At 62.6% G+C, this 25,739-nt stretch carries 27 protein-coding genes and 1 tRNA gene; 15 read left to right on the top strand and 13 right to left on the bottom strand.

What is annotated here, in order from left to right; all coding sequences use genetic code 11:
- Window positions 1-21 precede the first annotated feature (21 nt).
- Window positions 22-1,323, top strand: a complete 1,302-nt coding sequence (gene ptsJ, locus KO538_RS23120; protein ID WP_219329784.1) for a transcriptional regulator PtsJ — start codon at window positions 22-24, stop codon at window positions 1,321-1,323.
- Between the two features lie 31 nt (window positions 1,324-1,354).
- Window positions 1,355-2,074, top strand: coding sequence for a hypothetical protein (locus tag KO538_RS23125; protein WP_219329767.1), 720 nt, complete (start codon window positions 1,355-1,357; stop codon window positions 2,072-2,074).
- Between the two features lie 48 nt (window positions 2,075-2,122).
- Here KO538_RS23125 and KO538_RS23130 read toward each other — a convergent pair whose 3' ends face one another.
- Window positions 2,123-2,428: a PsiF family protein gene (locus KO538_RS23130; RefSeq protein WP_034753527.1), complete on the bottom strand. Its 306-nt coding sequence runs from the start codon at window positions 2,426-2,428 to the stop codon at window positions 2,123-2,125.
- A gap of 264 nt (window positions 2,429-2,692) precedes the next feature.
- Between KO538_RS23130 and KO538_RS23135 the strand changes: the two genes are divergently transcribed.
- Window positions 2,693-3,232, top strand: coding sequence for a DUF2058 domain-containing protein (locus tag KO538_RS23135; RefSeq protein WP_034753528.1), 540 nt, complete (start codon window positions 2,693-2,695; stop codon window positions 3,230-3,232).
- Between the two features lie 76 nt (window positions 3,233-3,308).
- Here KO538_RS23135 and KO538_RS23140 read toward each other — a convergent pair whose 3' ends face one another.
- Window positions 3,309-4,286 carry a hypothetical protein gene (locus KO538_RS23140; protein ID WP_219329768.1) on the bottom strand — a complete coding sequence of 326 codons (978 nt, stop codon included), beginning with the start codon at window positions 4,284-4,286 and terminating at the stop codon, window positions 3,309-3,311.
- Window positions 4,287-4,469: 183 nt separating this feature from the next.
- Window positions 4,470-4,545: transfer RNA gene (locus KO538_RS23145), tRNA-Phe, on the bottom strand.
- A gap of 186 nt (window positions 4,546-4,731) precedes the next feature.
- Here KO538_RS23145 and dkgB point away from each other — a divergent pair.
- From dkgB to KO538_RS23185, 9 genes are all read left to right on the top strand, one after another.
- Entirely contained in the window at window positions 4,732-5,556 is an 825-nt protein-coding gene (dkgB, locus tag KO538_RS23150) for a 2,5-didehydrogluconate reductase DkgB (protein ID WP_219329769.1), read from the top strand.
- Window position 5,557: 1 nt separating this feature from the next.
- On the top strand, window positions 5,558-5,692 hold the full coding sequence (locus KO538_RS29505; RefSeq protein ID WP_257620532.1) for a hypothetical protein: 135 nt from the start codon (window positions 5,558-5,560) through the stop codon (window positions 5,690-5,692).
- 66 nt (window positions 5,693-5,758) lie between these two features.
- A complete protein-coding gene (locus KO538_RS23155; protein WP_257620521.1) occupies window positions 5,759-7,003 on the top strand; it encodes a UbiH/UbiF family hydroxylase in 1,245 nt (414 codons plus the stop codon).
- Between the two features lie 171 nt (window positions 7,004-7,174).
- Complete coding sequence (locus KO538_RS23160) at window positions 7,175-7,891, top strand: DsbC family protein (protein ID WP_235194254.1); 717 nt, start codon at window positions 7,175-7,177, stop codon at window positions 7,889-7,891.
- Window positions 7,892-8,022: 131 nt separating this feature from the next.
- Window positions 8,023-8,481: a (2Fe-2S)-binding protein gene (locus KO538_RS23165; protein ID WP_034753534.1), complete on the top strand. Its 459-nt coding sequence runs from the start codon at window positions 8,023-8,025 to the stop codon at window positions 8,479-8,481.
- Window positions 8,482-8,491: 10 nt separating this feature from the next.
- Complete coding sequence (locus tag KO538_RS23170; protein ID WP_219329770.1) at window positions 8,492-10,765, top strand: xanthine dehydrogenase family protein molybdopterin-binding subunit; 2,274 nt, start codon at window positions 8,492-8,494, stop codon at window positions 10,763-10,765.
- Between the two features lie 13 nt (window positions 10,766-10,778).
- Complete coding sequence (locus tag KO538_RS23175; protein ID WP_070305518.1) at window positions 10,779-11,387, top strand: NTP transferase domain-containing protein; 609 nt, start codon at window positions 10,779-10,781, stop codon at window positions 11,385-11,387.
- Window positions 11,388-11,414: 27 nt separating this feature from the next.
- Complete coding sequence (locus KO538_RS23180; protein ID WP_257620522.1) at window positions 11,415-13,295, top strand: M61 family metallopeptidase; 1,881 nt, start codon at window positions 11,415-11,417, stop codon at window positions 13,293-13,295.
- A gap of 189 nt (window positions 13,296-13,484) precedes the next feature.
- Complete coding sequence (locus KO538_RS23185; protein WP_254798673.1) at window positions 13,485-14,687, top strand: GGDEF domain-containing protein; 1,203 nt, start codon at window positions 13,485-13,487, stop codon at window positions 14,685-14,687.
- Here KO538_RS23185 and KO538_RS23190 read toward each other — a convergent pair.
- The 7 genes from KO538_RS23190 to rpe form a co-directional block, all read right to left on the bottom strand.
- Window positions 14,638-15,102, bottom strand: a complete 465-nt coding sequence (locus tag KO538_RS23190) for a hypothetical protein (RefSeq protein WP_072457167.1) — start codon at window positions 15,100-15,102, stop codon at window positions 14,638-14,640. The genes KO538_RS23185 and KO538_RS23190 overlap by 50 nt on opposite strands.
- A 20-nt stretch (window positions 15,103-15,122) precedes the next feature.
- The gene (gene trpC / locus KO538_RS23195; protein WP_219329771.1) at window positions 15,123-15,923 is read right to left on the bottom strand and encodes an indole-3-glycerol phosphate synthase TrpC; all 801 of its coding nucleotides are present in this window, start codon (window positions 15,921-15,923) and stop codon (window positions 15,123-15,125) included.
- A gap of 34 nt (window positions 15,924-15,957) precedes the next feature.
- Complete coding sequence (trpD, locus tag KO538_RS23200; RefSeq protein ID WP_034753540.1) at window positions 15,958-17,001, bottom strand: anthranilate phosphoribosyltransferase; 1,044 nt, start codon at window positions 16,999-17,001, stop codon at window positions 15,958-15,960.
- 65 nt (window positions 17,002-17,066) lie between these two features.
- On the bottom strand, window positions 17,067-17,630 hold the full coding sequence (locus KO538_RS23205; protein WP_219329772.1) for an aminodeoxychorismate/anthranilate synthase component II: 564 nt from the start codon (window positions 17,628-17,630) through the stop codon (window positions 17,067-17,069).
- A 1-nt stretch (window position 17,631) separates the two neighbouring features.
- The gene (gene trpE, locus KO538_RS23210; protein WP_219329773.1) at window positions 17,632-19,128 is read right to left on the bottom strand and encodes an anthranilate synthase component I; all 1,497 of its coding nucleotides are present in this window, start codon (window positions 19,126-19,128) and stop codon (window positions 17,632-17,634) included.
- 269 nt (window positions 19,129-19,397) lie between these two features.
- Window positions 19,398-20,102 (bottom strand): phosphoglycolate phosphatase, encoded by a 705-nt coding sequence (locus KO538_RS23215; RefSeq protein ID WP_219329774.1) that lies wholly within the window; start codon window positions 20,100-20,102, stop codon window positions 19,398-19,400.
- A complete protein-coding gene (gene rpe, locus KO538_RS23220; protein WP_219329775.1) occupies window positions 20,102-20,776 on the bottom strand; it encodes a ribulose-phosphate 3-epimerase in 675 nt (224 codons plus the stop codon). Before rpe ends, KO538_RS23215 begins: the two co-directional genes overlap by 1 nt.
- A gap of 164 nt (window positions 20,777-20,940) precedes the next feature.
- On the opposite strand from rpe, the gene apaG reads away from it, so the two are divergent.
- A complete protein-coding gene (apaG, locus tag KO538_RS23225) occupies window positions 20,941-21,315 on the top strand; it encodes a Co2+/Mg2+ efflux protein ApaG (RefSeq protein ID WP_034753698.1) in 375 nt (124 codons plus the stop codon).
- A 25-nt stretch (window positions 21,316-21,340) separates the two neighbouring features.
- Here apaG and KO538_RS29510 read toward each other — a convergent pair whose 3' ends face one another.
- Window positions 21,341-21,475 carry a hypothetical protein gene (locus tag KO538_RS29510; protein WP_257620533.1) on the bottom strand — a complete coding sequence of 45 codons (135 nt, stop codon included), beginning with the start codon at window positions 21,473-21,475 and terminating at the stop codon, window positions 21,341-21,343.
- 109 nt (window positions 21,476-21,584) lie between these two features.
- Between KO538_RS29510 and KO538_RS23230 the strand changes: the two genes are divergently transcribed.
- A complete protein-coding gene (locus tag KO538_RS23230) occupies window positions 21,585-22,763 on the top strand; it encodes a murein transglycosylase A (RefSeq protein WP_257620524.1) in 1,179 nt (392 codons plus the stop codon).
- Between the two features lie 32 nt (window positions 22,764-22,795).
- On the opposite strand, the gene KO538_RS23235 is transcribed toward KO538_RS23230, so the two are convergent.
- Both KO538_RS23235 and KO538_RS23240 read right to left on the bottom strand, forming a co-directional pair.
- Window positions 22,796-23,233: a universal stress protein gene (locus KO538_RS23235; RefSeq protein WP_070305541.1), complete on the bottom strand. Its 438-nt coding sequence runs from the start codon at window positions 23,231-23,233 to the stop codon at window positions 22,796-22,798.
- A gap of 137 nt (window positions 23,234-23,370) precedes the next feature.
- Window positions 23,371-24,672: an MFS transporter gene (locus KO538_RS23240; protein ID WP_374106878.1), complete on the bottom strand. Its 1,302-nt coding sequence runs from the start codon at window positions 24,670-24,672 to the stop codon at window positions 23,371-23,373.
- Window positions 24,673-24,748: 76 nt separating this feature from the next.
- Between KO538_RS23240 and KO538_RS23245 the strand changes: the two genes are divergently transcribed.
- Window positions 24,749-25,525 carry an enoyl-CoA hydratase gene (locus KO538_RS23245; RefSeq protein ID WP_219329776.1) on the top strand — a complete coding sequence of 259 codons (777 nt, stop codon included), beginning with the start codon at window positions 24,749-24,751 and terminating at the stop codon, window positions 25,523-25,525.
- Window positions 25,526-25,739 lie beyond the last annotated feature (214 nt).

The following is a 25,739-nucleotide window of genomic DNA, read 5'->3' on the forward strand; positions in this document are numbered from 1 at the left end:
TATATCATGTCTGAGACTATCGTGAAGATTGCCGGGAAAACCGCCGCGGAACTGTTCGACAGCATCCGCGCGCTGACGCAGGCGGGGGAATTGCTGCCGGGTCAGGAGTTGCCGACCGTGCGCGAGCTGGCCGCGACCCTGGGCGTCAACCGCAATACCGTGTCGCTGGCGTACCAGCGCCTCGTGACGGCCGGGATCGCGGTCACGCAAGGGCGTTTGGGCACGGCCATCCGCGCGCAGCGCGATCCCGGCGAGCAGGAAGGCTTGCTGCCCGGCTCGCCGCTGGCCGACCTGGGCGGCGGCAATCCGAACCTGGCCTGGCTGCCTGACGTCGGCGCGGCCCTGGCGCGCAAGCGATACCGCCCGCGCCTGTATGGCGAAGCCACCGTGGACCCGGAACTGGAAGTGCTGGCGCGGCGCTGGCTGGCCGGCGATTGCCCCGAAGGCCACGACATCACCGTGACGAATGGGGCCGTCGATGCGGTCGAGCGCCTCCTGGGGGCGTACCTGGCCGCAGGCGACAAGGTAGCCGTGGAAGACCCGTGCTTCGTCAGCAGCATCAACACCTTGCGAATTGCCGGACTGCACGCCGTTGGCGTGGCCGTCGATGCCGAGGGGATGCAGGCCGAGGCGCTGGAACGGGCGCTGGCGCAAGGCGCGCAAGCCGTTATCGTGACGCCGCGCGCGCACAATCCCACCGGCTGCAGCCTGAGCGCGGCGCGTGCGGACCAGCTGCGCGCCGTGCTGGCCGCCTATCCGCATGTGCTGGTCATCGTCGACGACCATTTTTCGCTGCTGTCCGCCGCCGGCTACCAGGACGTGATACCCCCGGCGGCCCGGCGCTGGGCGCTGGTCCGTTCCGTATCGAAGATCTTCGGTCCCGACCTGCGCCTGGCCGTTGTCGCCAGCGACGGGCAGACGGCACAGCGTTTGCGCCTGCGCCTGGCGCCCGGCACGAACTGGGTCAGCCATCTCTTACAGGACGCCGTGAGCGCCTGCCTGTCGTCGTCCGACGTGTCCGCGCAGGTGGTCCTGGCCCGCGCCGACTATGCGCGCCGCCGCGACATGGTGGCGGCGGCGCTGGCGGCGCAAGGCCTGGTCTGCGCCAGTCCGGCCGATGGGCTGAACCTGTGGCTGCCGCTGCAGGACAGCAGCCAGGCGGCCGTGCTGGCACTGGCCCGGCATGGCTGGCTGGTGCGCGGCGGCGAAGCGTTCGGCGTGCAGGCGTCGGCGCAGGGATTGCGGATCACCGTGTCGGCCATCGACGAAGCGGGCGCGGAGGCGTTCGCCGCAGTGCTGGCCCAGGTGCTGGGCCGGCCATAGTTTCATTTACTCGCTACAGAAGGGGAACATCATGAAAGTCCATTTCGTCGTGCATGAAGCATTCGAGGCGCCGGGCGCCTATGAGACTTGGGTGCGCGAACGGGGCCACGAGGCCACGTATTCCCGCGTTTATGCCCATGAGCCGCTGCCTGATTCCATCGCGGACATCGACCTGCTGGTCGTCATGGGCGGGCCGCAGTCGCCGTCGACGACGCGCGAGGAGTGTCCGCATTTCGACGCCGCGGCCGAACAGGCCCTGATAGCCGCCTGTGCCGCGGCGGGCAAGGCCGTCGTCGGCGTTTGCCTGGGCGCGCAGCTGATCGGCGCGGCCTTGGGAGCGCGCCATGCGCACAGCCCTGAAAAGGAAATCGGCAAGTTCCCCATCACGCTGACGGCAGACGGAAAGGCGAACGACAAGTTCGCCCATTTTGGCGACGTCCTGGAAACGGGGCATTGGCACAGCGACATGCCGGGCCTGACCGGCAACGCGAAGGTCATCGCCTCTAGCGAAGGCTGCCCCCGTCAGATCGTCGAATACGGCAATCTGGTGTACGGCTTCCAGTGCCATATGGAGTTCACGCCGGAGGTGGTCGACCTGCTGATCGCCGCGTCGGAAGCAGAACTGGCCACGCTCACGTCGCACCGCTTCGTGCAGCAGCCAGCGATCCTGCGCGCCCACGACTGGCAAGCGATGAACGGCCAGCTGTTTGTTTTCCTCGACCGGCTGATGCAGGCTTACGCAGCGCAATAAAAAACGCCAGCATGATGCTGGCGTTGCGGGGACAGGCAGGCGAGGCGCTTATTTCTTCGGCGCGCTCAGGCATTCCTTCATGAAGGCTTTGCGGGCGTCGCCTTTCATGTCCTTGGCGTCGACATTGCACGCTTTCATCTTGTTTTGCTGCGTCATGGCCGGCGCCGGCTTGGCGCTCAGGCATTCCTTCATGAAGGCCTTGCGCTCATCGCCTTTCTTGCCGGCGGCATCCGCATTGCAGGTGGTCATTTTTGACTGTTGGGCCGTCTTGGCGACGGGCGCCGCTTCCGGTGCGGCGGCAAAGGCGGTGCTGGCAAACGCGGCGGCGATGCAGAGGGCGATGAATTGTTTCATGGTAAATCCTTTAGGCGCAGTCGGTGGAAGGGTACATGCAAGCGGCAGGTAATGCCGGTATGCAGAACGTAACTAACTATATGACATTTATCAACAAAATTTCCACTTGTGTGTGTCTTTTTGTTACTGCCGGGCGCCAGACGTCCACTGCCTGCTCCTGGCAATCATGTTGCGGCGGTAGCGGTCCTGTTTTTTGCTATGCTAGCGTCTTTCCACCGGCCGATGCCGCTGCCTTGGCCGGCGCACCCTCAATACGGAGTAGTTATGGTCTCGTTGCAAGAGCAGTTTTTAAAGGCCGGCCTGGTCGACAAGAAGAAGGTCAAGCTGGCCAACCAGGACAAGAGCAAGCAAAAAAAGGACGAGCGCAAGAGCGGCACGCAAAGTGTCGACGAAGTGCGCCTGGCCGCGCTCGAGACGCAGCGCAAGAATGCGGAACGCGCGCGCGAACTGAACGCCCAGCGCGACGCGGCCGCCAACCAGAAGGCCATCGTGGCGCAGATCGCGCAAATGGTGCAAAAGAACCGTCAGAGCAAGGGCAACAACGGCGACGTGCCGTATAACTTCACGTTCAACAACAAGATCGAGCGCATCTACGTGACGGCGGCCGTGCAAGCCCATCTGGTGGCGGGCCGTCTGGTGATCGTCTGCCTGGGCGGGGCCGTGGAACTGGTGCCGCGCATCATCGCCGACAAGATCGCCGAACGCGACCCCGCCATCGTCGTGCGCGTCAAGCAGGCCAGTACGGAAGTGGACGAGGACGATCCGTACGCGGCGTTCCAGATTCCTGATGATTTGATGTGGTAAAAGCGATGTGGCTGGCCGCAGGCGGCCGCCTTGCGTGATTTGAGAACGCCAACCTTCGGGTTGGCTTTTTTTTGCATTAATTCGGTGCGACAGGCAGGCCAAATCCTGCGGGTAATCGCCCCAGAATGTCGCCGGTGATGCCGGAGTAAAAAATAATGCCAGCCATATTGCCGGCAAGGTAAATGCTTTGTATTGTTTTCATGTCCGTTCTGTCCGGAGTAAACTCGGACCGGTAGAAATTATAGACCAGGTAAGGCGCCGCCACTTTCATCACGAGCAGCGCCTTCAAGGCAGGTAGCTCTTTTGCCGCGACGGCATTTTCCATCGTCAACTGGATTACAGGTTTCTTGTTAGATTGGAAATTGTCACGCTGAAAATCCAGGAACGGGATGCGATTGACTGCAATGCCCAGCCTTGCCGTGTCGGTTTCTTCGATGGGGTATTTTGCGCGATAGCTGCCAGGCCCCTTGTACGGACCTTTTGATTTCAGTTTGGAACTCAATTGAAATTGATCCAGGCCCTTGTATCGCAGTTTGTTGAGGTCGTAGTCAGGAGCGCCGATGCCATTCAGCTCAAAAGAGTAAGGCAAGACAAAGAGCTTTACTTTTCCTGTATTCGCATTGAATTCGTAGCTGATGGCATTTGAAGATTGTTCGTTATTCTTGACCGGGGTCACCAAGGCAAACCAGTCATTCAAGCTTGAGTTGCCGATGATTTTTTCATCCAGGGCAGCGGTCTTTCTACGCTGATAATCAGCCGTCGATTCGAATTCGCCTTTTTTGTCGGCCAAGAATTTTTGTATGGCGGTCACGGCGAGGCCAAGCGGCAAGCCAGGGTAGTCGGGATCAATGCGGCCGCTTGCCAGCATCTGCATGGAAAACGTCGACGCTGCCAGCCTTTTTTCCCATGGCCTGAGTGGGATTGCGCGCCGAGGTTCCTGCTGCGTGGCGCTTGAAGACGTTGTCACCTGTGCTGCGACTTGCGCAGGCTGCGCCATCCCGGTACTGGCAAGGGCACTGGCAACAGCCAGTAATAAACATTGTTTCACGGTCATGTTCCTTGATACAGGCGTTAATTTTTAATTAATCTTAACATGTTCCCGTGGGGAAAATCTTGTGTCAGGAATGCCGGCGTCTTGTGCAATGGTGCCGGATGATGAGCTGGGAGGGAATGTGACGGCGCCACAAACAAAAACGCCACCCGAAGGTGGCGTTTTTGATAGGTGCTGCTGAATTCTTGGTGGCCCGGGGCGGAATCGAACCACCGACACAAGGATTTTCAATCCTCTGCTCTACCGACTGAGCTACCAGGCCAAGGTGGCGAATTATAGCAGACCAAAACGGGAATGCAAGAGCCGGCGACGACTTTTCCCGGATTTCCTGCATGGGCATCATTTTACTTGCCTGTAGATCAAATATGATTTGATATAAACGGTATTTTTCTCAACAAAGGAAGGGCGCATAGTGTCGTCATCGATATGTATTTGAGAGGACTGCCGCATGAATACCACCACCAATCACACCGCCATCCCTGAAATCGGCCTGGGCACCTTCCGCCTGCAGGGCCAGGTCGTCATCGATTCCGTCACCACGGGCCTGGACGTCGGCTACCGCCATATCGACACGGCGCAAATCTATGGCAATGAAGCCGAAGTGGGCCAGGCGATCGCCGCCAGCGCCGTCCCGCGCGACGCGCTGTTCGTCACCACCAAGATATGGATCGACAATCTGCAGCGCGACAAGCTGATTTCCAGCCTGAAGGCCAGCCTGCGCAAGCTGCGGCTGGAACAATTGGACCTGACCCTGATCCACTGGCCGTCGCCGAACGACGCGATTCCCGTGGCCGACTACATGGCGGCGCTGGCGGAGGCGAAGGCGCAGGGGCTGACCAGGGCCATCGGCGTATCGAATTTCACCAACGCGCAGCTGCGGCAAGCCATCGATACGGTGGGTGCATCGGAAATCGCCACGCAGCAGGTCGAGATCCATCCGTTCCTGCAAAACCGCAAGGTCATCGATTTCGCGCGCAGCCAGGGCATCCACATCACGGCCTACATGCCGCTCGCGTATGGCAAGGTGATGGCCGACCCCGTGATCGCGGCCATCGCCGCCAGACATGGCGTGACGCCGGCGCAAGTGGCCCTGAGCTGGTCGCTGCAGCAGGGCTTTGCCGTGATTCCGTCGTCGACCAAACGCGCCAACCTGGAAGCGAACCTGCATTTCCAGCGCATCACCCTGTCGCCGGACGAGATGGCGCAGATGGCGACCCTGGAGCGGGGCGAGCGCCTGGCCAACCCGGACGGCCTGGCGCCGCAGTGGGACTGAGATGGGCGCCATGACGAAGCTGGGGCAGGGCGGTTTCAGTATCGGCCTGGAACTGCGGCAGAACCGCCGCCCGCTGGCCGAGACGATGCAGGAGATCGCGGACCACGTGTTGCCCGTCTTTCATGGCGCCGCTTGATCTGAGGCACGCGTTCTGTACTTCCGGACTATCTGAAACAGGTGGGGCAAACGCTATAATGGCCGCATGAACAGTCCCACTCCCCCTACCATGCGGCGCTTCATGCACAGCCACAGCGACGTTTGCATCGTCGGCAACGGCGCCATCGCGAAAACCACGGCGCTGGCGTTTGCCCAGGCAGGACAAAGCGTCACCCTGTTATCTCCGGCGAGTCCGCCGGTGACCGCATCCCCTTCGGCCGCCAAGCCGCTCGAAGCCAGCTGGGACGTGCGCGTGTATGCGCTCAATCACACGGCGCACGACTTGCTGTCGTCGCTGAAGGTGTGGGGCGCTTTAGAGGCCGACAGGGTGGCGCCCGTCGACGCCATGCTGGTCAACGGCGACGGCGCGCAGGCGGGCGGACTCGGTTTCGACGCCTACGGCGCCCATGTGGGCAGCCTGGCGTGGATCATCGAAGACCGCAACCTGGGCCAGGCGCTGGACGCCGCCCTGAAATTCGCGCCCAACGTCAGCGTGCTGCAGGGCCGCGCCAGCCGTCTGGAATGGACGAACGACTCGGCCATCGTGCACCTCGATGGCGGCGACACCATCACCTGCGCGCTGGTGGTGGGCGCGGACGGCGCCCAGTCGTGGGTGCGGGGACAGTGCGACATCGGCCTCGATTATCGCTCGTATGGCCAGCGCGGCGTGGTCAGCAACTTCGCCTGCGAAAAGCCGCACCATGACGCGGCCCACCAGTGGTTTACGGGCAGCGAAGGCATCGTCGCGCTGCTGCCGCTGCCGGGCGAGCGCGTCTCTCTCGTCTGGTCGGCGCCCGATGCGCTGGCCGAGACCTTGATGGCCGAACCGGCCGACGCCCTGGCCGCGCGCTTGTCCGCATACTGCCAGGACAAGCTGGGTAAACTCACTCCTTTGCAGCCGGAGCTGGTGCGCGCGTTCCCCCTGACCCTGATGCGCCCGCACGCCATGGTTGCGCCGCGCGTGGCCCTGGTGGGCGACGCCGCCCACGTGGTGCACCCGATGGCCGGCCACGGCATGAATCTGGGCTTTGCCGACGTGGCGCAGCTGGTCAAGACGATCGCTGAACGCGAAGCGCACCGCGGCATCGGCGACGAACGCGTGCTGGCCCGCTATGCGCGCGCGCGCAAGGAAGACGTGCTGCTGATGCAGCTGGCCACCGATGGCCTGGCGCGATTATTTGGCGCCGATCTGGAACCGTTGCGCGTGGTTCGCAATTTGGGATTAAACTTGCTGGATAAATTACCTGCGCTGAAGCGGAAAATGATTTCGCACGCCTTGGGGCATCAGTAAATATCAGCGTATCTTAAGATATCGCCGGATAATGGCAGCAGTGAAAATTCAAGGTCGCCGCAGCTGGTCTGCGGCGCTCGTTTTATTAAAGAGATAATGGCGCCGGGCCCCCTGCCAGTTTCGCCGGGCGTTTCAAGTGGAGAAGTGATAGTGATAACAATGAACAGAAGCATGAGCAAAATCGCCTTGCTGATGGCCTCGGGCCTGATGATGTCGTGCGCTGGCGCCGAAACGCCGACGGAAGCGAACATCAAAAAGCTGATCGAGCCGCGCCTGGGCGAAGGCGCCAAGGTTGATTCGGTCAAGGAAACGCCGTACGGCGGCCTGTACGAAGTGCGCACGGGCGGCGACATCCTGTACACGGACAAGAGCGCGCAATACCTGTTCGTCGGCCACGTCTTCGACGCCAAGACGTCGCAGGATCTCACCAAGGTGCGCCTGGACGAAGTCAACCGCATCAAGTTCTCCGACCTGCCGCTCGATTCGGCCATGAAAACCGTCAAGGGCAATGGCAAGCGCGTGATCGCCGTGTTCGAAGATCCGAACTGCGGCTATTGCAAGCGCTTCCGCCAGAACGCTTTGAAGGAAATCGACAACGTCACCGTCTACACCTTCATGTACAACATCCTGTCGCCCGATTCGATCGTCAAGTCGCGCAATGTGTGGTGCGCGCCGGACCGCAACAAGGCCTGGGATGACTGGATGTTGAACGGCAAGGCGCCAGCCACGGTCGCCGCCAATTGCGCCAACCCGCATGAAAAAATCCTGGCCCTGGGCCAGCAGCTGCGCGTCTCGGGCACGCCAGCCATCTTCTTCGCCGACGGCAGCCGCATTCCGGGCGCGGTCGATGCGAAAACGCTGGAACAGAAATTCTCGACCATTAAGTAATCCGGGCTGTCGCCAGGAAGGCTGGACGGCGCGCCCTCGCAAGGCGCGCTTTTTTTTGCGTTTTTTTCCGCTGTCGTATCATCAAGTGTTGTTCGTAGACGCCATAACAATCCAAAAAGGGGAAGCAGCAGATGATTACCTTGAATATCAACGGACGCGACACGCAAGTCGACGCCGATCCTTCCACGCCCATCCTGTGGGCGCTGCGCGATAACCTGAACATGACGGGCACCAAGTTCGGCTGCGGCGCGGCCCTGTGCGGCGCCTGCACGGTGCACCTCGACGGCCAGCCGATCCGCTCGTGTATCACGCCGATTTCCTCGGTGGGCGCGCAAAAGATCACCACCATCGAAGCGATGGAAAACGACCAGGTGGGCAAGGCCGTGCAGGCGGCATGGGTACGCCACGACGTGCCGCAATGCGGCTACTGTCAGAGCGGCCAGGTGATGAGCGCGACGGCGCTGCTGCGCACCAACAAGGCGCCCAGCGATGCCGACATCGACGGCGCCATGAGCGGCAATATCTGCCGCTGCGGCACCTATCAACGGATCCGCGCGGCCATCAAGGACGCGGCCAAGACCCTGGCCTGAGGAGAACGGCATGCGTATCGAATGGTTGAATCAGGAAGCATTGCAGCATGGCGGGGTGACCCTGGGCGCGGCGTTGGCATCGGCGCCGGTGGCTGTGGTTGGCGCGGCCGATGGCGTGTCGCGGCGCGGTTTCATGAAAGCCGGCGCTGTGGCCGGCGGCGGCTTGATGCTGGGCTTTTTCCTGCCGGGCGCAGGCAAGCTGGCGCAGGCGGCCGATGCCGCACCCGCCAAGCCCGTGTATGCGCCGAACGCCTTTTTGCACATCGCTCCCGATAACACGGTGACGGTGCAGGTGAACCGGCTGGAATTTGGCCAGGGCGTGCAAACGAGCTTGCCCATGCTGATCGCCGAGGAACTCGACGCCGACTGGAGCCTGGTGCACGGCGCGCTGGCGCCCGCCGGCGAGCAGTACAAGGATGCCGCTTACGGCATGCAGATGACGGGCGGCTCGGGCAGCATCGCCCACTCGTTTACGCAGTACCGCGAAATCGGCGCCAAGGCACGCGCCATGCTGGTGGGCGCCGCTGCCGCGCAGTGGAAAGTCAATCCCGACCAGGTACGCGTCGCCAAGGGCGTGCTGTATGGCCCCGGCGGACAAAAGGCGACGTATGGCGAGTTTGCCGACGCGGCCATGCGCCAACCCGTGCCTACCACCGTGAAGCTGAAGGACCCGCGCGAATTTTCCATCATCGGCAAACCCGTGAAACGCCTCGACGCGTCCGCCAAGTCGACGGGCAAGCAGCAGTTCGGCATCGACTTCAAGCCGCCAGGCGCGAAAGTGGCCATGGTGGCGCGCCCGCCCGTGTTTGGCGCCAAGGTGGCGAAATTTGACGCCAGCAAGGCGAAAGCCATCAAGGGCGTGCTCGAGGTGCTGGAAGTGAAGACGGACCGTGGCGGCAGCGGCGTGGCCGTCATCGCCGACGGTTACTGGCCTGCCAAGCAGGGGCGCGACGCGCTGGCGATCGAATGGGATACGAGCGCCGTGGAAAAGGTCAGCAGCGACAGGCAGCTGGCCGCCTTCAAGGCGCTGGCGAAAACGCCGGGCACCATCGCCAAGCCTGCCGACATGGGCAAGCTGGCCAAGGCGCCGAAAAAGATCGAAGCCGTCTACGAATTCCCCTACCTGGCGCACGCGCCGATGGAGCCGCTCAACTGCGTCGTCGATCTGCAAGCGGACAAATGCACGATGTGGGTCGGTTCGCAATTCCAGACGGGCGACCAGGCGGCGATTGCCGCGACTTCCGGCCTGAAACCGGAGCAGGTGACCCTGCACACGATGATGGCCGGTGGCGGCTTTGGCCGACGCGCCGTGCCCTCGTCCGACTACGTGGTCGAAGCCGTCAACGTCGCCAAGGCGTACCGCGCGGCAGGCAAGAGCGGTCCGTTAAAGCTGATGTGGAGCCGCGAGGACGACATCAAGGGCGGCTACTACCGGCCGTCGCACGTGCACCGCGCGCAGATCGGCCTCGACGCCAAGGGCAAGATCCTCGCCTGGGACCACACCATCGTGGGCCAGTCCATCATGGCCGGCACGCCGTTCGAAGCCTTCATGGTGAAAAATGGCGTCGACGGCACCATGGTCGAAGGCATGGGCGAGCCGTACACCCTGCCGATGAAGCTGTCCGTGCACACGGCCAAGGCGAACGTGCCCGTGCTGTGGTGGCGCTCCGTCGGCTCGACGCACACGGCCTTCGTCATGGAAACCCTGATCGACGAGGCGGCGCACGTGGCGAAGATGGACCCCGTCGCCTACCGCAAGCAGCTGATCGATGCCAAGCATACGCGCCACATCGTCGCGCTGGATCTGGCCGTGGCCAAGTCCGGCTATGGCAAGAAGAAGCTGCCGAAGGGACAAGCCTGGGGCGTGGCCATGCACGAGTCGTTCAATTCCGTCGTCGCCTACGTGGTGACGGCTTCGGTGGTGGAAGGCGCGCCCAAGCTGCACCAGGTATGGGCGGGCGTGCATTGCAACCTGGCCGTCAACCCCTTGACGATCGAGGCGCAAGTGCAGGGCGCCGCGCTGATGGCGCTGGGCATGACCATCCCCGGCGCGGCCATCACGCTCAAGGAGGGCGTGGTGGAGCAGCAGAACTTCGGCGATTACCCGGTGCCGCGCATGCCCGACATGCCCGTGATCGAGGTGCACCTGGTGCCATCGGGCGACGCGCCAACGGGCATGGGTGAGCCGGGCGTGCCGCCATTGGCGCCTGCATTCGCCAATGCGCTGTTCGCCCTGACGGGCAAGCGCCTGCGCAAGCTGCCGTTCGACCTGGCGGCCGCATGACGGCAGCGGTTTTTTGAGTACGGTCGGCATCTTGCTGGCAGCCGGAAGGGGGCGCAGGTTCGACCCTTCCGGCGTACAGAACAAATTATTGCAGCCGCTGGCCGAAGGCCCGCATGCGGGATTGCCGGTGGTCGCGGCGGCAGCAAAAGCCATGCTGGCGGCCTTGCCGCGCGTTCTGGCCGTGGTGCGCGCAGACGATACGCAGGTGGCGCGCGTGCTCGGCGCGCTCGGTTGCGAAGTGCGCGTCTGCCATGATGCCGACACGGGCATGGCCGCCTCGCTCACCTGCGCCATCGATTATGTGCGCGGCGCGCCGGGCTGGCTGATCGCCCTGGGCGACATGCCTTTCGTGGAAGCGGCTACAATCGCCGCCTTGTCGCAAGCCATCGGCGATGGCGCGCGCATCGCCGTGCCCGTGTACGAGGGACGGCGCGGCAATCCTGTCGCGTTTGGCGCCTATCACTTGCCGCTGCTGCTGGCGCTCGATGGCGACCAGGGCGCGCGCAGCATCGTCAACAGCCATGCCGTGTGCGAAGTGACAGTGGACGACGGCGGCATCTTGCGCGATATTGATACACCTGACGATTTGTCGCCGGTGCATGGCGCGCCCGGGCGATTGTAGAATATCCATGCCAGACACGAGGAAAACATGAAGAAAGCACCGATTAAAAAAATCACCGCAAAAGCCTCCGGCAATGCCACAAGCAAAGCCGTTGCGAAAACCAAGGCAAAAGCCGCACCGGCCGCCGGCATCATCTACAGCATCGCCGCAGCGGACCTGGCCGGCCACATGTTCAAGGTGACGTTGACCGTCAAGTCGCCGGCCGCCATCGGCCAGGTCCTGGCCTTGCCGGCCTGGATTCCGGGCAGCTACATGATCCGCGAATTTTCGCGCAACATCGTCAGCATCCGCGCCGAGTCCGAGGGCAAGGCCGTGGCGCTGACCAAACTGGACAAGCACTCGTGGCAAGCCGCGCCGTGCAAGGGCCCGTTGACGGTCGAATACGACGTGTATGCATGGGATCTGTCCGTGCGCGCCGCTCACCTGGACCAGAATCACGGCTTCTTCAACGGCACCAGCGTGTTCCTGCGCGTGCTGGGCCAGGAATCCGACGCCCATGAAGTGCACATCGTGCAGCCGAAGGATGCGGCCTGCAAGACCTGGAAAGTGGCCACCACCCTGCCGGAGCTGAAAGCGAAGCGCTATGGCTTCGGCAGCTACCAGGCCGCCAACTACGATGAGCTGATCGACCACCCGGTGGAGATGGGCGACTTCGCGCTGGCCACCTTTACCGCGCATGGTGTGCCGCACGATATCGTCGTCACGGGCAAGGTGCCGAACCTGGACCTGGACCGTCTGTGCCGCGACCTGAAAGCTATCTGCGAAACGCAGATCGCCTTCTTCGAGCCGAAAACCAAAAAAGCGCCGATGGACCGCTATGTGTTCATGACCATGGCCGTCGGCGACGGTTACGGCGGGCTCGAACACCGCGCCTCGACGGCGCTGATCTGCGCGCGCGCCGACCTGCCGACGACAGCGTCGAATAGCACCGAGATCGGCGATGGCTACCTGAAATTCCTGGGCTTGTGCAGCCACGAGTATTTCCACACCTGGAACGTCAAGCGCATCAAGCCGGCCGCCTTTGCGCCGTACAACCTGCAGGCGGAAAGCTACTCGCCGCTGTTGTGGCTGTTCGAGGGCTTCACCAGCTATTACGATGACCTCATGCTGGTGCGCGCGGGCCTGATCGATGAAGCGGCCTATTTCAAGCTGCTCGGGAAAACCGTCAACAGCGTCTTGCGCGGCAGCGGCCGCACCAAGCAAAGCGTGGCCGATTCCAGCTTCGACGCTTGGGGCAAGTACTACCGCCAGGATGAAAACGCGCCGAACGCCATCGTCAGCTACTACACCAAGGGTTCGCTGATCGCGCTGGCCTTCGACCTGACGATCCGCAGCAAGACAAATGGCGAGAAATCGCTGGACGACGTGATGCAGGCGCTGTGGCAGCGCTATGGCCGCGATTTCTACAAGGGTAAAGCGCGCGGCGTGACGCCGGCCGAAGTCGAAGCCCTGTTCGATGAAGTCTCCGGCACGCGCATGAAATCGTTCTTCGAGCGCTACATCCGCGGCACGGACGACGTGCCGCTGGCGCGCCTGCTGGCGCCGTTCGGCGTGAAATACAGCGACGCGCGCAAGGCGGAAAAAGCCAGCCTGGACGTCAACCTTGGCCGCGACGGCAACGACGCCAAACTGGCGCAGGTGCACCAGGGCGGCGCCGCCCACGCAGCCGGCCTGTCGGCGGGCGACGTGCTGGTGGCCATCGATGGCTTGCGCGTGACGGGCACCAACCTGGATACCTTGCTGGGCCGTTACGCCGTCGGCGCCAAGGTGGCGGTCCACGCCTTCCGCCGCGATGAGCTGATGACGTTCGCGGCCGTGCTGCAGGGCGACAGCGTGCCGGGCGTCAACCTGGCCCTGCTGCCGGCGCCAAAGAAAGCCACGGGACCGAAGCGTCCTAGCGCTGTATAAGCTGTTCGTCATGCGGTAAGACAGAGAACCGGCCGTCACTGGCCGGTTTTCTATTTCAGGCTGCAATTTCTCAATGCAGCGTATCCGCCGGCCGCCTTGGCCTCTTGCCATCATATTTACTGCAAATGAACTAATTTTTCTTTAACTAAACTAAAATTGCCGAACTGCCTCTTTTAGATCGCGCCCAACGTGCAAACCCTCGATCCCCGAACCATCATGCTGATGACGACCCTGATGTGCGGGGCGATGAGCATCGTCATGTTCTCGGTGTATCGCAGCTTCCGGCGCGAGGTGCAGGGCCTCGGGCATTGGGCGGCCGGTCTGCTGTTGCTGGTGTGCGCGTCCCTGCTGTTCGGCACCCGCGAGGTGCTGCCGCCGGCATTGTCCATGATCGCTGCCAATGCGGCGCTGGTGGCCGGCATCGGCCTGTCGATGCTGGGCACGGAGAAATTCTTCGGCCTGGCGCCCAGCCGCCGCGCCTATCTGTTGATACTTGCCCTGGCCGTCGCCGGCAATAGCTGGTGGCTGCTGGCGCGCCCCGATTTCTCGGTGCGCGTGGCGGTCTTTTCCCTGCTGGTCTTCCTGTTTTACGCGCGCCAGGTGCAGCTGGTGTGGCGCCATGGCGAGCGCCACTTTTCCAGTTTTTTCTTTGGCGCGCTGATGCTGATGCAAGCCGTCGTGGTACTGGCGCGCGGCGTGTCGGCCTTGCTGCATGGCGGCGCCAGCGTGAACCTGATGGTGGCCGGCACGCCGGCCGGCATCTATCTGGCGGTCGCCAATTTCATGGCGCTGCTGCTGACGGTGGGCTTCATGACGGTGGCCACGCGCCGCCTGCAGCAGATACTGGAGCGCCGCTCGACCCACGATCCGCTGACGCAGGTGCTGAACCGGCGCGGTTTTGGCGACGCCTATGCGCGCGAGACAGGCAATCTGCGCCGCCGCCGTTTGCCTCTGACACTGCTCAGCATCGACCTCGATTACTTCAAATTGATCAATGACCGCTACGGTCACGCGGTGGGCGACCAGGTGCTGGCGCACGTGGCCGCCGTCATCGGCAGCGCCTTGCGCGAATCGGATTGCGTGGCGCGTTTCGGCGGCGAGGAGTTCGTCGTGCTGATGCCGGACATGCCGGCGCATAACGCGCTGGGCGTGGCCGAACGCATCCGCGCCTTGCTGCACGAGCCCAGTCATGCGGGGCTGCCACCGTGTACGGTCAGCATCGGCGTCGCTTGCCAGGCATCGGTGGTGGAAGGGCTGGAACAGCTGCTGTCGCGCGCCGATGCGGCCCTGTACCTGGCCAAGGAGCGGGGACGCGACCGCATCGAACTCGATGCTTGCGCGCTTACTGAGGGCCGGACAATGTCCGCAGCTGGAAGCGGTACTGGTCGTTGAACAGGAAGGTTTCGGAAAAATCGAAGGTCCGGGCGTGGCGGCGCATCAGGTGCCCGGCCGGTGGAAACGCGTTTTGCACACGCCGCACGGCGGCCAGCGCGGCGGCCGATGCTTCGCTGTTGCGCGAACGGTGCACGTGTACGTTTTTCAGTTCGCCGTCAGGGCCCACGCTCAGGTCGAGCACGACGATGGCCGGCAGCATGGGCGGCAGGCGCCCGCTGAACGTGTATTCAGCGTTGGCCGCCATGATCTGCTGCGCCACCAGCGATTTGTAGGCGTCGATGCTGGCGGCCAGCTTTATCGCGGCCGGCGTGCGAGAGGGCGTGGACGTGGGCATGTTCGCCGCTGGCGGCGGCGTACTTTGGCAGGCTGCCAGCAGGCTGGCGGCGGCAAGGACGGTGATCGCGTGTCTCATGGCTGCCAGCCTACCATGGTTTAACTGAACAGGCGTTCCAGCTCCACGCCGGGGTCGGGCGCGCGCATGAACGCTTCACCCACGAGGAAACTGTGGATGTGCGCATCGCGCATGCGTTGCACGTCGGCCGTGCTGTGGATGCCCGATTCCGTGATGATCAATTTGTCTTGCGGGATGCGCGGCAAGAGATTGATGGTCGTGTCCAGTGACGTTTCGAACGTGCGCAGGTTGCGGTTGTTGATGCCGATCAGCGCGCTCTTGAGCTTGAGCGCCGCCGTCAGTTCTTCGCCGTCGTGGCTTTCGATCAGCACGCCCATGCCCAGTTCGTGGGCGCACGCTTCCATCTCCGCCATCAGGCCATGGTCGAGCGCCGCGACGATCAGGAGGATGCAGTCGGCGCCCATGGCGCGTGCTTCATAGATCTGGTACATGTCGACCATGAAATCCTTGCGCAGTACGGGAATGGCGCAGGCGGCGCGCGCCTGCTGCAGATACTCCACGGAGCCCTGGAAGAACTGCTCGTCGGTCAGCACGGACAGGCAGGCCGCGCCGTGCTGGGCATAGCTGGCGGCGATGTCGGCAGGGCGGAAGTCGGCGCGGATCACGCCTTTCGACGGCGATGCCTTTTTCACTTCGGCGATGATGCCGGGCTTGCCGGCGGCGATGTGCTGGCGCAGGCTTGCTTCAAAGCCGCGCAGGCCGGCGCGCAGTTCGCTGTCGCTTTCCACGTCGCCGCGCAGGCTGGCCAGGCTGCGGCGGGCTTTGGCCTTGGCCACTTCATCGGCTTTTACGGCCAGGATTTTATCGAGTATGTCGGACATGATGGTCGCTATTCTATAAAGGAGGGCGGAGGGCTTACGCTTGCGCCGGGGTGCCCAGCTGCTGCGTGACCTGCACGAATTGGTCGAGTTTCGCCAAGGCCGCACCCGAGCTGACGGCGGTGCGCGCACGCGCCAGGCCGTCTTCGATCGAGCTGGCCACGCCGGCTGCATACAGCGCCGTGCCCGCGTTCAGGGCGACGATGTCGGCAGCGGCACCAGGCTCGCCGCGCAGCGCTTCCATCATCTTCGCTTTCGATTCGGTGGAATCGGCCACCTTCAGGTTGCGGCTGGCGATCATCGACATGCCGAAGTCTTCCGGATGGATTTCATATTCGCGGATTTCGCCGTTGACCAGTTCACCGACGAGGGTAGAGGCGCCGAGCGACACTTCATCCATATTGTCGCGGCCATACACGACGATCGCATGCTGCGCTCCCAGGCGCTGCAGCACGCGCACCTGGATGCCGACCAGGTCGGCGTGGAACACGCCCATCAAGATGTTCGGCGCGCCGGCCGGGTTGGTCAGCGGCCCGAGGATATTGAAAATCGTGCGCACCCCCAGCTCCTTGCGCACGGGCGCCGCATGCTTCATGGCCGCATGGTGGTTCGGCGCGTACATGAAGCCGATGCCCGTTTGCGCGATCGACTGGGCGATCTGCTCGGGCTGCAGGTTGATGTTGACACCCAAGGAATCGAGCACGTCGGCGCTTCCGGACGAGGACGACACGCTGCGCCCGCCATGCTTGGCCACGCGCGCGCCGGCGGCGGCCGCCACGAACATCGAGGCGGTGGAAATGTTGAAAGTGTGCGCGCCGTCGCCGCCCGTGCCGACGATGTCGAGCAGGTTGGTGGTGTCGGCCATGGGCACCTTGGTGGAAAACTCGCGCATCACTTGCGCGGCGGCGGCGATTTCGCCGATGGTTTCCTTTTTCACGCGCAGGCCCATGGTGAGGGCCGCGATCATGGTGGGCGACATTTCGCCGGACATGATCTGGCGGAACAGGTACAGCATTTCGTCGTGAAAGATCTCGCGGTGTTCGATGCAGCGCAGCAGGGCTTCTTGTGGTGTGATCGGCATGATGCTTCCTTCTTCAATGATGGCGCAGGAGGACACTGATGGCACGCCGTGGCGTGCGCATGGGATCAGCGCTCGAGGAAATTCTTCAGCAGGGCGTGGCCGTGCTCCGAGAGGATCGATTCGGGGTGGAACTGCACGCCCTCGATATCGTATTCCCGGTGGCGCACGCCCATGATTTCGCCGTCGTCCGTCCACGCCGTCACTTCCAGGCAGGAAGGCAGCGAGGCGCGTTCAATCGCCAAAGAGTGGTAGCGGATCACTGTGAAGGGGCTGGGCAAGCCTTTGAAAACGCCCACGCCCGTATGCGCGATGAGGGAAGTCTTGCCATGCATGACTTGCTTGGCGCGGATGACCTTGCCGCCAAACGCTTCGCCGATGGCCTGGTGCCCCAGGCACACGCCCAGTATCGGTTTCTTGTCGGCAAAGTGCTTGAGCACTGCCACCGAAATGCCAGCCTGCGCCGGCGCTTTCGGGCCGGGCGAGATGCAGATGCGGTCCGGGTTCAGCGCCTCGATCTGTTCGATCGTGATTTCATCGTTGCGGTAGACCCGCACGTCTTCGCCCAGTTCGCCAAAATACTGCACGATGTTGTAGGTGAAGGAGTCGTAGTTGTCGATCATGAGCAGCATCTTAAAACCCTCCATCCAGGCCATCTTGCACTTGTTCGGCGGCGCGCAGCACGGCGCGCGCCTTGTTTTCCGTTTCCTGCCATTCCATTTCGGGGATGGAGTCGGCCACGATGCCGGCCGCGGCCTGCACGTACAGCATGCCGTCCTTGACCACGCCCGTGCGGATGGCGATGGCCACATCCATTTCGCCGCCAAACGACAGGTAGCCGCAGGCGCCGCCGTAGATGCCGCGCTTGGTGATTTCCAGTTCGTCGATCACTTCCATGGCGCGCACTTTCGGCGCGCCCGTCAGGGTGCCGGCGGGGAAGGTCGCGCGCAGCACGTCCAGGTTCGACAGGCCCTTCTTGAGGGTGCCTTCCACGTTCGAGACGATGTGCTGCACGTGCGAGTATTTTTCGATGACCATGCGGTCGGTGACGTGCACGCTGCCTGTCTCGGCGATGCGGCCGATATCGTTGCGCGCCAGGTCGATCAGCATCACGTGCTCTGCGATCTCTTTCGGGTCGGCCAGCAGCTCGGCCGACAGTTCGGCGTCGCGCTCGGGCGTGGCGCCGCGCGGACGGGTGCCGGCGATGGGACGCAAGGTGACTTTCTTGCCGCCGTCCGCCGTCTTCTCGTTGCGCACCAGGATCTCGGGCGAGGCGCCGATGATTTGCATGTCGCCGAAATTATAGAAGTACATATACGGCGAAGGGTTGAGCGAACGCAAGGCGCGGTACAAAGTCAGTGGCGAATCGACATAGGGTTTACGGATGCGCTGGCCGATCTGCACCTGCATCAGGTCGCCCGCCATCACGTATTCATGCGCCTTGGCGACGGCCTTCAGGTAGTCTTCCTTGGAAAAGTCGCGGATGGTTTCCGTGCGCACGGAAGCGCTGGTGACGGGCGCATCGACACCGCGGCGCAGCATCATGCGCAAATCCTTCAGGCGCTGCTGCGCTTTCGAAAACGATTCGGGCTGCGTCGTATCGGCGTAGACGATCAGGTAGAGCTTGCCGGACAGGTTGTCGATGACGGCCAGTTCTTCCGTCACCATCAGTTGGATGTCGGGCAGCTTCAAGTCATCTTTCGGCGCGCCGCCGGCCAGTTTTTTCTCGATGTGGCGCACGGTGTCGTAGCCGAAGTAGCCGGCCAGGCCGCCGCAGAAGCGCGGCATGCCGGGGCGCAGGGCCACCTTGAAGCGCGACTGGTACTGTTCGATGAAGTCGAGCGGATTGCCTTCGTGCTCTTCGATCACGACGCCGTTCTTGACGATCTCGGTGCGCTTGCCATGGCTGCGCAACACGGTCGTGGCGGGCAAGCCGATGAAGGAATAGCGGCCGAAGCGTTCGCCGCCGACGACGGATTCGAGCAGGAAGGTGTTCTTGCCGCCTTGTTGGGACTGTGCCAGTTTCAGGTACAGGGTGAGCGGGGTTTCCAGGTCGGCGAACGCTTCTGCGATCAGGGGGATGCGGTTGTAGCCTTGCTGGGACAGCGATTTGAATTCGAGTTCGGTCATGTTTCTCTCCATGCCGTCAGGGTATGCATGTGCATAGTGCACAAACCCTGCGGTGGGTTATCAAAAAACTTGCCGGGGCACGCAACAGGCGCAATATGCGCAAACTATACGGGTGCAGCCGGCAGCAATCGTAACGGCTCGGCCCTTAAGCCTGCCAGGATTGCCAGCGTCGCCAAAGCCAGGCCTCAATCGAGCCGGTTTGGGTGACATTGTGTTTTTTGATGAGAAACGTGTTCACGATATGGTGGTGGGTTTGGTCAGTATGCCGGTTAGTTTTGCATGCTAATAAAACGGGCTGCTTCGAGCAGTGTCTTTACTATACCATCGGAATCGGTATCGTGTATAGAGTGTCCGTGATTGTAGCCATAGGGTACCGTCAGTACGGGACAAGCCGCAGCCCTGGCCGCTTGCGCGTCGTTCGAGGAGTCGCCGATGGCCACCACTTTGGCGGGCGCCAGGTCGAAGTCCGCGCACACTTGCAGCAGCGGCAGCGGGTCCGGTTTCTTCCTCGGCAGCGAATCGCCGCCGTAGACGATCTCGAAATACTGGTCGAGATTTTTCAGTTTCAGCAGGGGCAGGGCGAAGGCGATCGGCTTGTTGGTGACGCATGCCAGGCGCAGGCCTCCCGCCTTCATCGCCGCCAGCCCCGCTTCCACATCCGGGTACAGGGTGCTGAACTGGCCGTTGATGGCCAGGTAGTGGCGCTGGTAGCCGTCCATCGCCTGCTCGAAACGCTGTTCCACGCCGGCCGCATCGAAGTCGAGCGCCAGCACGGTGCGGATCAGGTTTTCCGAGCCCTTGCCGACCATCAGCTTGATGGCATCGGCGCTGATGGGCGCCAGGTCCAGCTCGGCGCGCATGCCATTGATGGCGACATGAAAATCGGGCACGGTGTCGAGCATCGTGCCATCGAGGTCGATGATGGCGGCGCGCACGCCGGCCAGTACGTGGTCTTTCACCGTGCCCGCTTGCATCAGGCGCCCTTGATGGCTGCCAGTTCGGCGCGCATGGCGTCGATGACGGCTTTGTAGTCGGGCTTGCCGAAGATGGCCGAGCCGGCGACAAAGGTATCGGCGCCGGCAGCAGCGGCGGCGGCGATGTTGTCGATCTTGATGCCGCCATCGACTTCCAGCATGATGTCGCGGCCCGACTCGTCGATCATGCGGCGCGCTTCGGCGATTTTTTTCAACGCTTGCGGAATGAAGGACTGGCCGCCGAAGCCCGGGTTGACGGACATGATCAGGATGATGTCGATCTTGTCCATCACGTGTTCCAGGTAGTGCAGCGGCGTGCCGGGGTTGAATACCAGGCCCGATTTGCAGCCATTGTCGCGGATCAGCTGCAAGGAGCGGTCGACGTGATCCGACGCTTCCGGGTGAAAGGTGATGATGTTCGCGCCAGCCTTGGCGAAATCCGGGATAATGCGATCGACAGGCTTGACCATCAGGTGCACGTCGATGGGCACTTGCACGTGCGGGCGGATCGCTTCGCACACCAGCGGGCCGATGGTCAGGTTCGGCACATAATGGTTATCCATCACGTCGAAGTGGATGATGTCGGCGCCGGCGGTAACGACGTTGCGCACTTCCTCGCCCAGGCGGGCAAAGTCGGCGGACAGGATGCTGGGAGCGATACGGAATGTAGTCATGGTGGAGTAGCCAAAGGATAGAAAATGCGAAGATGCGCTATTTTACGCTTGACGCCGCTGCCATGCCTCATTGAAGCACGATGAAACACAGAATACGCGGCGCGCCGTGGCCAATGCGGCACACGCGCCGCCATAATGACTGCAATGTCTGAATAGGAATGACGATGGCGACTTATGAATTTACGGTAACGGTCAAGACGCAATACCTGCCCGAGCAATCGGCACCGGACCAGGGGCGGCACGTGTTCAGCTACACGATCCGCGTCGTCAACACGGGCACGGCTGGCGCGCAACTGATTTCGCGCCACTGGGTCATCACGGATGCGAACAACAAGGTGGAAGAGGTGCGCGGCCTGGGCGCCGTCGGCCACCAGCCGCTGCTGCAGCCGGGCGAACAGTTCGAATACACGAGCGGCACCATGCTGGGCACGCCGCAAGGCTCGATGCACGGCGAGTATTTCTGCGTGGCTGAAGATGGCCATCAGTTTGAAGCGCCGATTCCCGAGTTCGTGCTGTCGGTGCCGCGCACCCTGCATTGACGCAACGCCGGGGGCTTGCGCCCCCTTACTTCAGTTTTTCAGTGCTGTCCTGTTCTTCGCTGAGTTGCTTGCGCGCCGGCGGTGCGGGTTTTTTACCCGAATACATGGTCCACCAGACTATAAATGCCAGCAAGAAGAACGCCACCAGCGCCTCTATCATCAAGATCCACATACGCACCCCTATGTTATTTACCCGCAGCTTAGTATTTACCCGCCGTCTGTTGACACGCGGTAGTCTACCCGTTTCAATCGGCGCCGTCGCGCTTGCGTTGTCCGCCTGTACCACGCCGCCCGCGCCGCCCGCTGCCAGCGGCAAGGCGCCGCCCATCGCGCCGACCGTCGTCAGGCCGGTTCCGGCCAAGCCGGCCGACGCCAAGGACGCCGCGGATGTGGCGGCACCCACCTTCGTGCCCGCCAAATTTTCCGCCTTGCCTGGCTGGGCCCGCGACGACATGCGCGCCGCCTGGCCCGCCTTCATGGCGTCGTGCGGCGTGCTTGTGAAACGTCCGGACTGGAAGGAATCGTGCACCATCGCGCGCCAGGTGAATGCCGACAGCGACAAGGCCATCCGCCTGTTCTTCGAGACGTTCTTTGTGCCGAATCAAGTCATCACCGCCGATGGCGCCAGTACCGGCTTGGTGACCGGCTACTACGAGCCGCTGCTGCACGGGGCGCGCAAGCGGGGCGGCCCATACCAGACACCGCTGTACAAGGTGCCCGACGACCTCGTCTCGGTGGATTTGTCCGGCGTGTATCCGGAATTGAAGAACATGCGCTTGCGGGGCAAGCTGGTCGGCAAGAAAGTGATACCGTATGCGACCCGCGCCGACATCGAGCGCGCCACGTCCGTCACGGGCAAGGAATTGCTGTGGGTGGATGATGAAGTCGAGGCCTTCTTCCTGCAGGTGCAGGGCTCCGGCCGCGTGCAGCTGACCGATACGCAGGAAACCGTGCGCGTGGCGTACGCGGACCAGAATGGCCATCCGTATAAATCGATCGGCCGCTACCTGGTCGACAAGGGCGAGCTGACCTTGAGCCAGGCCTCCGCGCAGGGCATCAAGGCGTGGATCGCCGGCCATCCCACGCGCAAGGATGAATTGTTCAACGCCAATCCCAGCTATGTCTTCTTCAAGGAAGAGCGCTTGCTCGACCCGAAAGTGGGGCCGAAGGGCGCGCTGGGCGTGCCGCTGACGCCGCAGCGTTCGGTGGCCATTGATTCGCGCTTTTTGCCGCTGGGCGCACCCGTGTTCCTGTCCACCACGCAAGCCAATAGCGAGATTCCCATGCAGCGGCTGGTGATGGCGCAGGATACGGGCGGCGCCATTCGCGGGCCGATCCGTGTCGATTATTTCTTTGGCTTTGGCGCGGAAGCGGCCGAGAATGCGGGCCGCATGAAGCAGAGCGGCGCCGTGTGGGTGTTGTTGCCGAAGCAGGCGCCGGCGCGCTAGGGAAAGCGTCGCCGGGCAGTTCGTGGTGTAGCTTAGCGCAAGACCATCACTGGCAGGTGGGTGTGGGCCAGCACTTTTTGCGTTTCGCTGCCCACGAACAGCTTGTTCAAACCCTTGCGGCCGTGCGAAGCCATCAGGATGATGTCGCAATGGTAGGTTTGCGCCGCGTTGACGATTTCATCGTGCGGGCTCGGCGACACGGCCACCACGCCTTCGAAAGGCACGCCGGCGGCGCCTGCCGCTGCGCCGATCTTGTCGATGGCGCGTTGCGACGCTTCCTGCATCTGCTGTTCATACAGGCTGGCGTCGAGCACGATGCCGCCGTCCGCCATCGGCGAGAACGGGAATGGTTGCACCACGCTGATGGCGACCAGCTTGGCCTTGTTCAGTTGGGCGAAGGCGAGGGCGGTCTCGGCGGCTTTGTCGGACAGCGGCGAGCCGTCGGTGGGAAATAAGATGGTGTTAAACATAGCGTGCTCCTCAAGTGATGTAAGACAGCTTATGGATTTACATCAATTAAAACCTTGATGTAAATCAAACCTCACGGGCTTTGGCGTGAATAGTGTCGCCAAGGCAATCTTTTGCCAGTGTATTCCCGTTCACCACTTCAGGTGCGCACGCTACGCAGCGGCGTGCCCCACACCATGGCCACCGTCAACACGATGCTGCCGGCCGCGATGCAGGCCAGGCCATTGCGCACGCCAAAATGTTCCGCTATCCAGCCGGCGGCCAGCGCACCCAGCGGCGCCGTCGCCACCGTCAGGAAGCGCATGGTCGACGTCATGCGGCCCAGCATGGGGTCGGGTGTGACTTTCTGGCGCAAGCCCAGGTAGGGAATAAAGAACAGCATCACGCCGCAATCGAAAAAGAACATCAAGATGGCATACGCCACGGCGCTGGCCGCCGCGCTGCCGAACAGCGCGGCGGGTATCGTGGGCGTCAGGGCAAAACAGAGCGAGGTCGATGCCAGGCCGATCAGGATGGTGCGGCCGGCGCCATAGCGCTGCGTCAATGGCTTGACGATGAAGGCGCTGAGCAGGACGCCGGCGCCGCCGAGCATCTGCGTCATGCCCAGCACGCCAGGGCTCATGCCCAGGTCGCGCGTGGCAAACAGCACCGTCAAGGCCATGCTGGCGTAAAACAGGAAGTGCCAGATGCCGGCGCCCCAGGCCAGCGCGCGCAGCAGCGGTTCGCTCCAGACGAACAGCAAGCCGTCGGCGATGTCGCGCAAGGCGTGCTTGTCGGACGGTGCGGGACGCGGATCGCGCACGCTCATGGCGCGCAGATTGAAAACGGAAACCAGATAGCCGCAGGCCGTGCACAGGATGGCGACTGGCGCCGACAGCACTTGCACCAGCACGCCGGCCAGGCCGGGACCGATCAGGCGCGAAGCCGATTCGGTGGCGGCAAATTTCGACTGCGCATCGATCAAGCCATCGCGGCCCACGAGGAAAGTCAGAAACACCTGTTCGGCTCCGCCACCGACGACGAAGCCCGTGCCGATGATGAAGCCCACTATATATAACCATGGCATCGACAGCACGCCGCACCAGTAAGCCACGGCGACGCTGGCCAGGGCCAGGCCCGACATGCTTTCGCTGAACAGCATGATCGGGTGCTTGCTGCGCCGGTCCAGCAGCACGCCGACGGGCAAGCCGAACAGGGCGAACGGCAGCGCCTGCAGCGCAACCAGCACGCCCATCTGTTCCGGCGTCGCATGCAGCAAGAGCACCGCGCACAGGGGCAGGGCCAGCGAGGTAATCTGGGCGCCGAAGCAATTGAGGCCATTGCTGAACCACAGGCGGCGGAAATTGACGCTGGCGGCGCTGCCGTCGCCACGCAGATAGTGGGCGCAATACTGGAAGAGGGAAGAGAAAATATGCTGCTCGATAAAAAAGATCGGGCTCACAATAATAGCAGCGCACCTGCCGCGCCGCTGCCTTTAGCCGCTACAATCGTTGCACCGTTCATCGAGAGGAGACACTATGCAATACGAAGACCTGATCATCGATATCCAGGACAAAGTGGCGGTCATCCGCCTGAACCGCCCCAAGGCCCTGAACGCCTTGAACGAGAACATGATGAATGAGCTGGGCGACGCCTTGCTGAAGTTCGACGCCGACGAGAGTATCGGCTGCATCGTGCTCACGGGCAGCGAAAAAGCATTTGCCGCCGGCGCCGACATCGCGGCCATGGCCGACTATACCTATCCCGATACCTATACGCAGGGCTACATCAGCCGCAACTGGGAGCATATCTTGCGCGTGCGCAAACCGGTGGTGGGCGCCGTGGCCGGCTATGCGCTCGGTGGTGGCTGCGAACTGGCCATGATGTGCGATTTCCTGATCGCCGCCGACAGCGCCAAGTTCGGCCAGCCGGAAATCAAGGTTGGCGTCACGCCAGGCGCGGGCGGTACGCAGCGTTTGCCGCGTGCCATCGGCAAGGCCAAGGCCATGGACTTGCTGCTGACGGCGCGCACCATCGATGCCGCCGAGGCGGAACGCATCGGCCTCGTGTCGCGCGTGGTGCCGGCAGATAAATTGCTGGAAGAAACCCTTGCCGCCGCCAAGACCATCGCCGCCATGCCGACTTCGGTTGCCATGATGATCAAGGATTGCGTGAACCGCGCCTTTGAAACGACCTTGACCGATGGTGTCGCCTACGAGCGCCGTTTGTTCCAGGCCGCCTTCGGTACGCCGGCGCAAAAAGAAGGCATGCACGCTTTCCTGGAAAAGCGCTTGCCAAACTTCGACGGTCTTTGATATGATTCGCCTCCCCGATGAGACGCACTGGTTTGCGGCACAAAAGGGACGGCCTTCCGGGGCTGGATAGTAAGAAAAAGAAGGTTGACGAAATGCTGCAAACGCTTCATACTCTTCCTTCTTCGCAGCTGACAAACACAACGCTTTGTCGATAGCGCGAAAGCAGTACCGAATACAGTTCTTTAACAATTAACAGTCGATAAGTGTGGGCATT

The sequence above is a fragment of the Janthinobacterium sp. NKUCC08_JDC genome (assembly GCF_019345575.1).
Taxonomy (GTDB): domain Bacteria; phylum Pseudomonadota; class Gammaproteobacteria; order Burkholderiales; family Burkholderiaceae_D; genus Janthinobacterium; species Janthinobacterium aestuarii.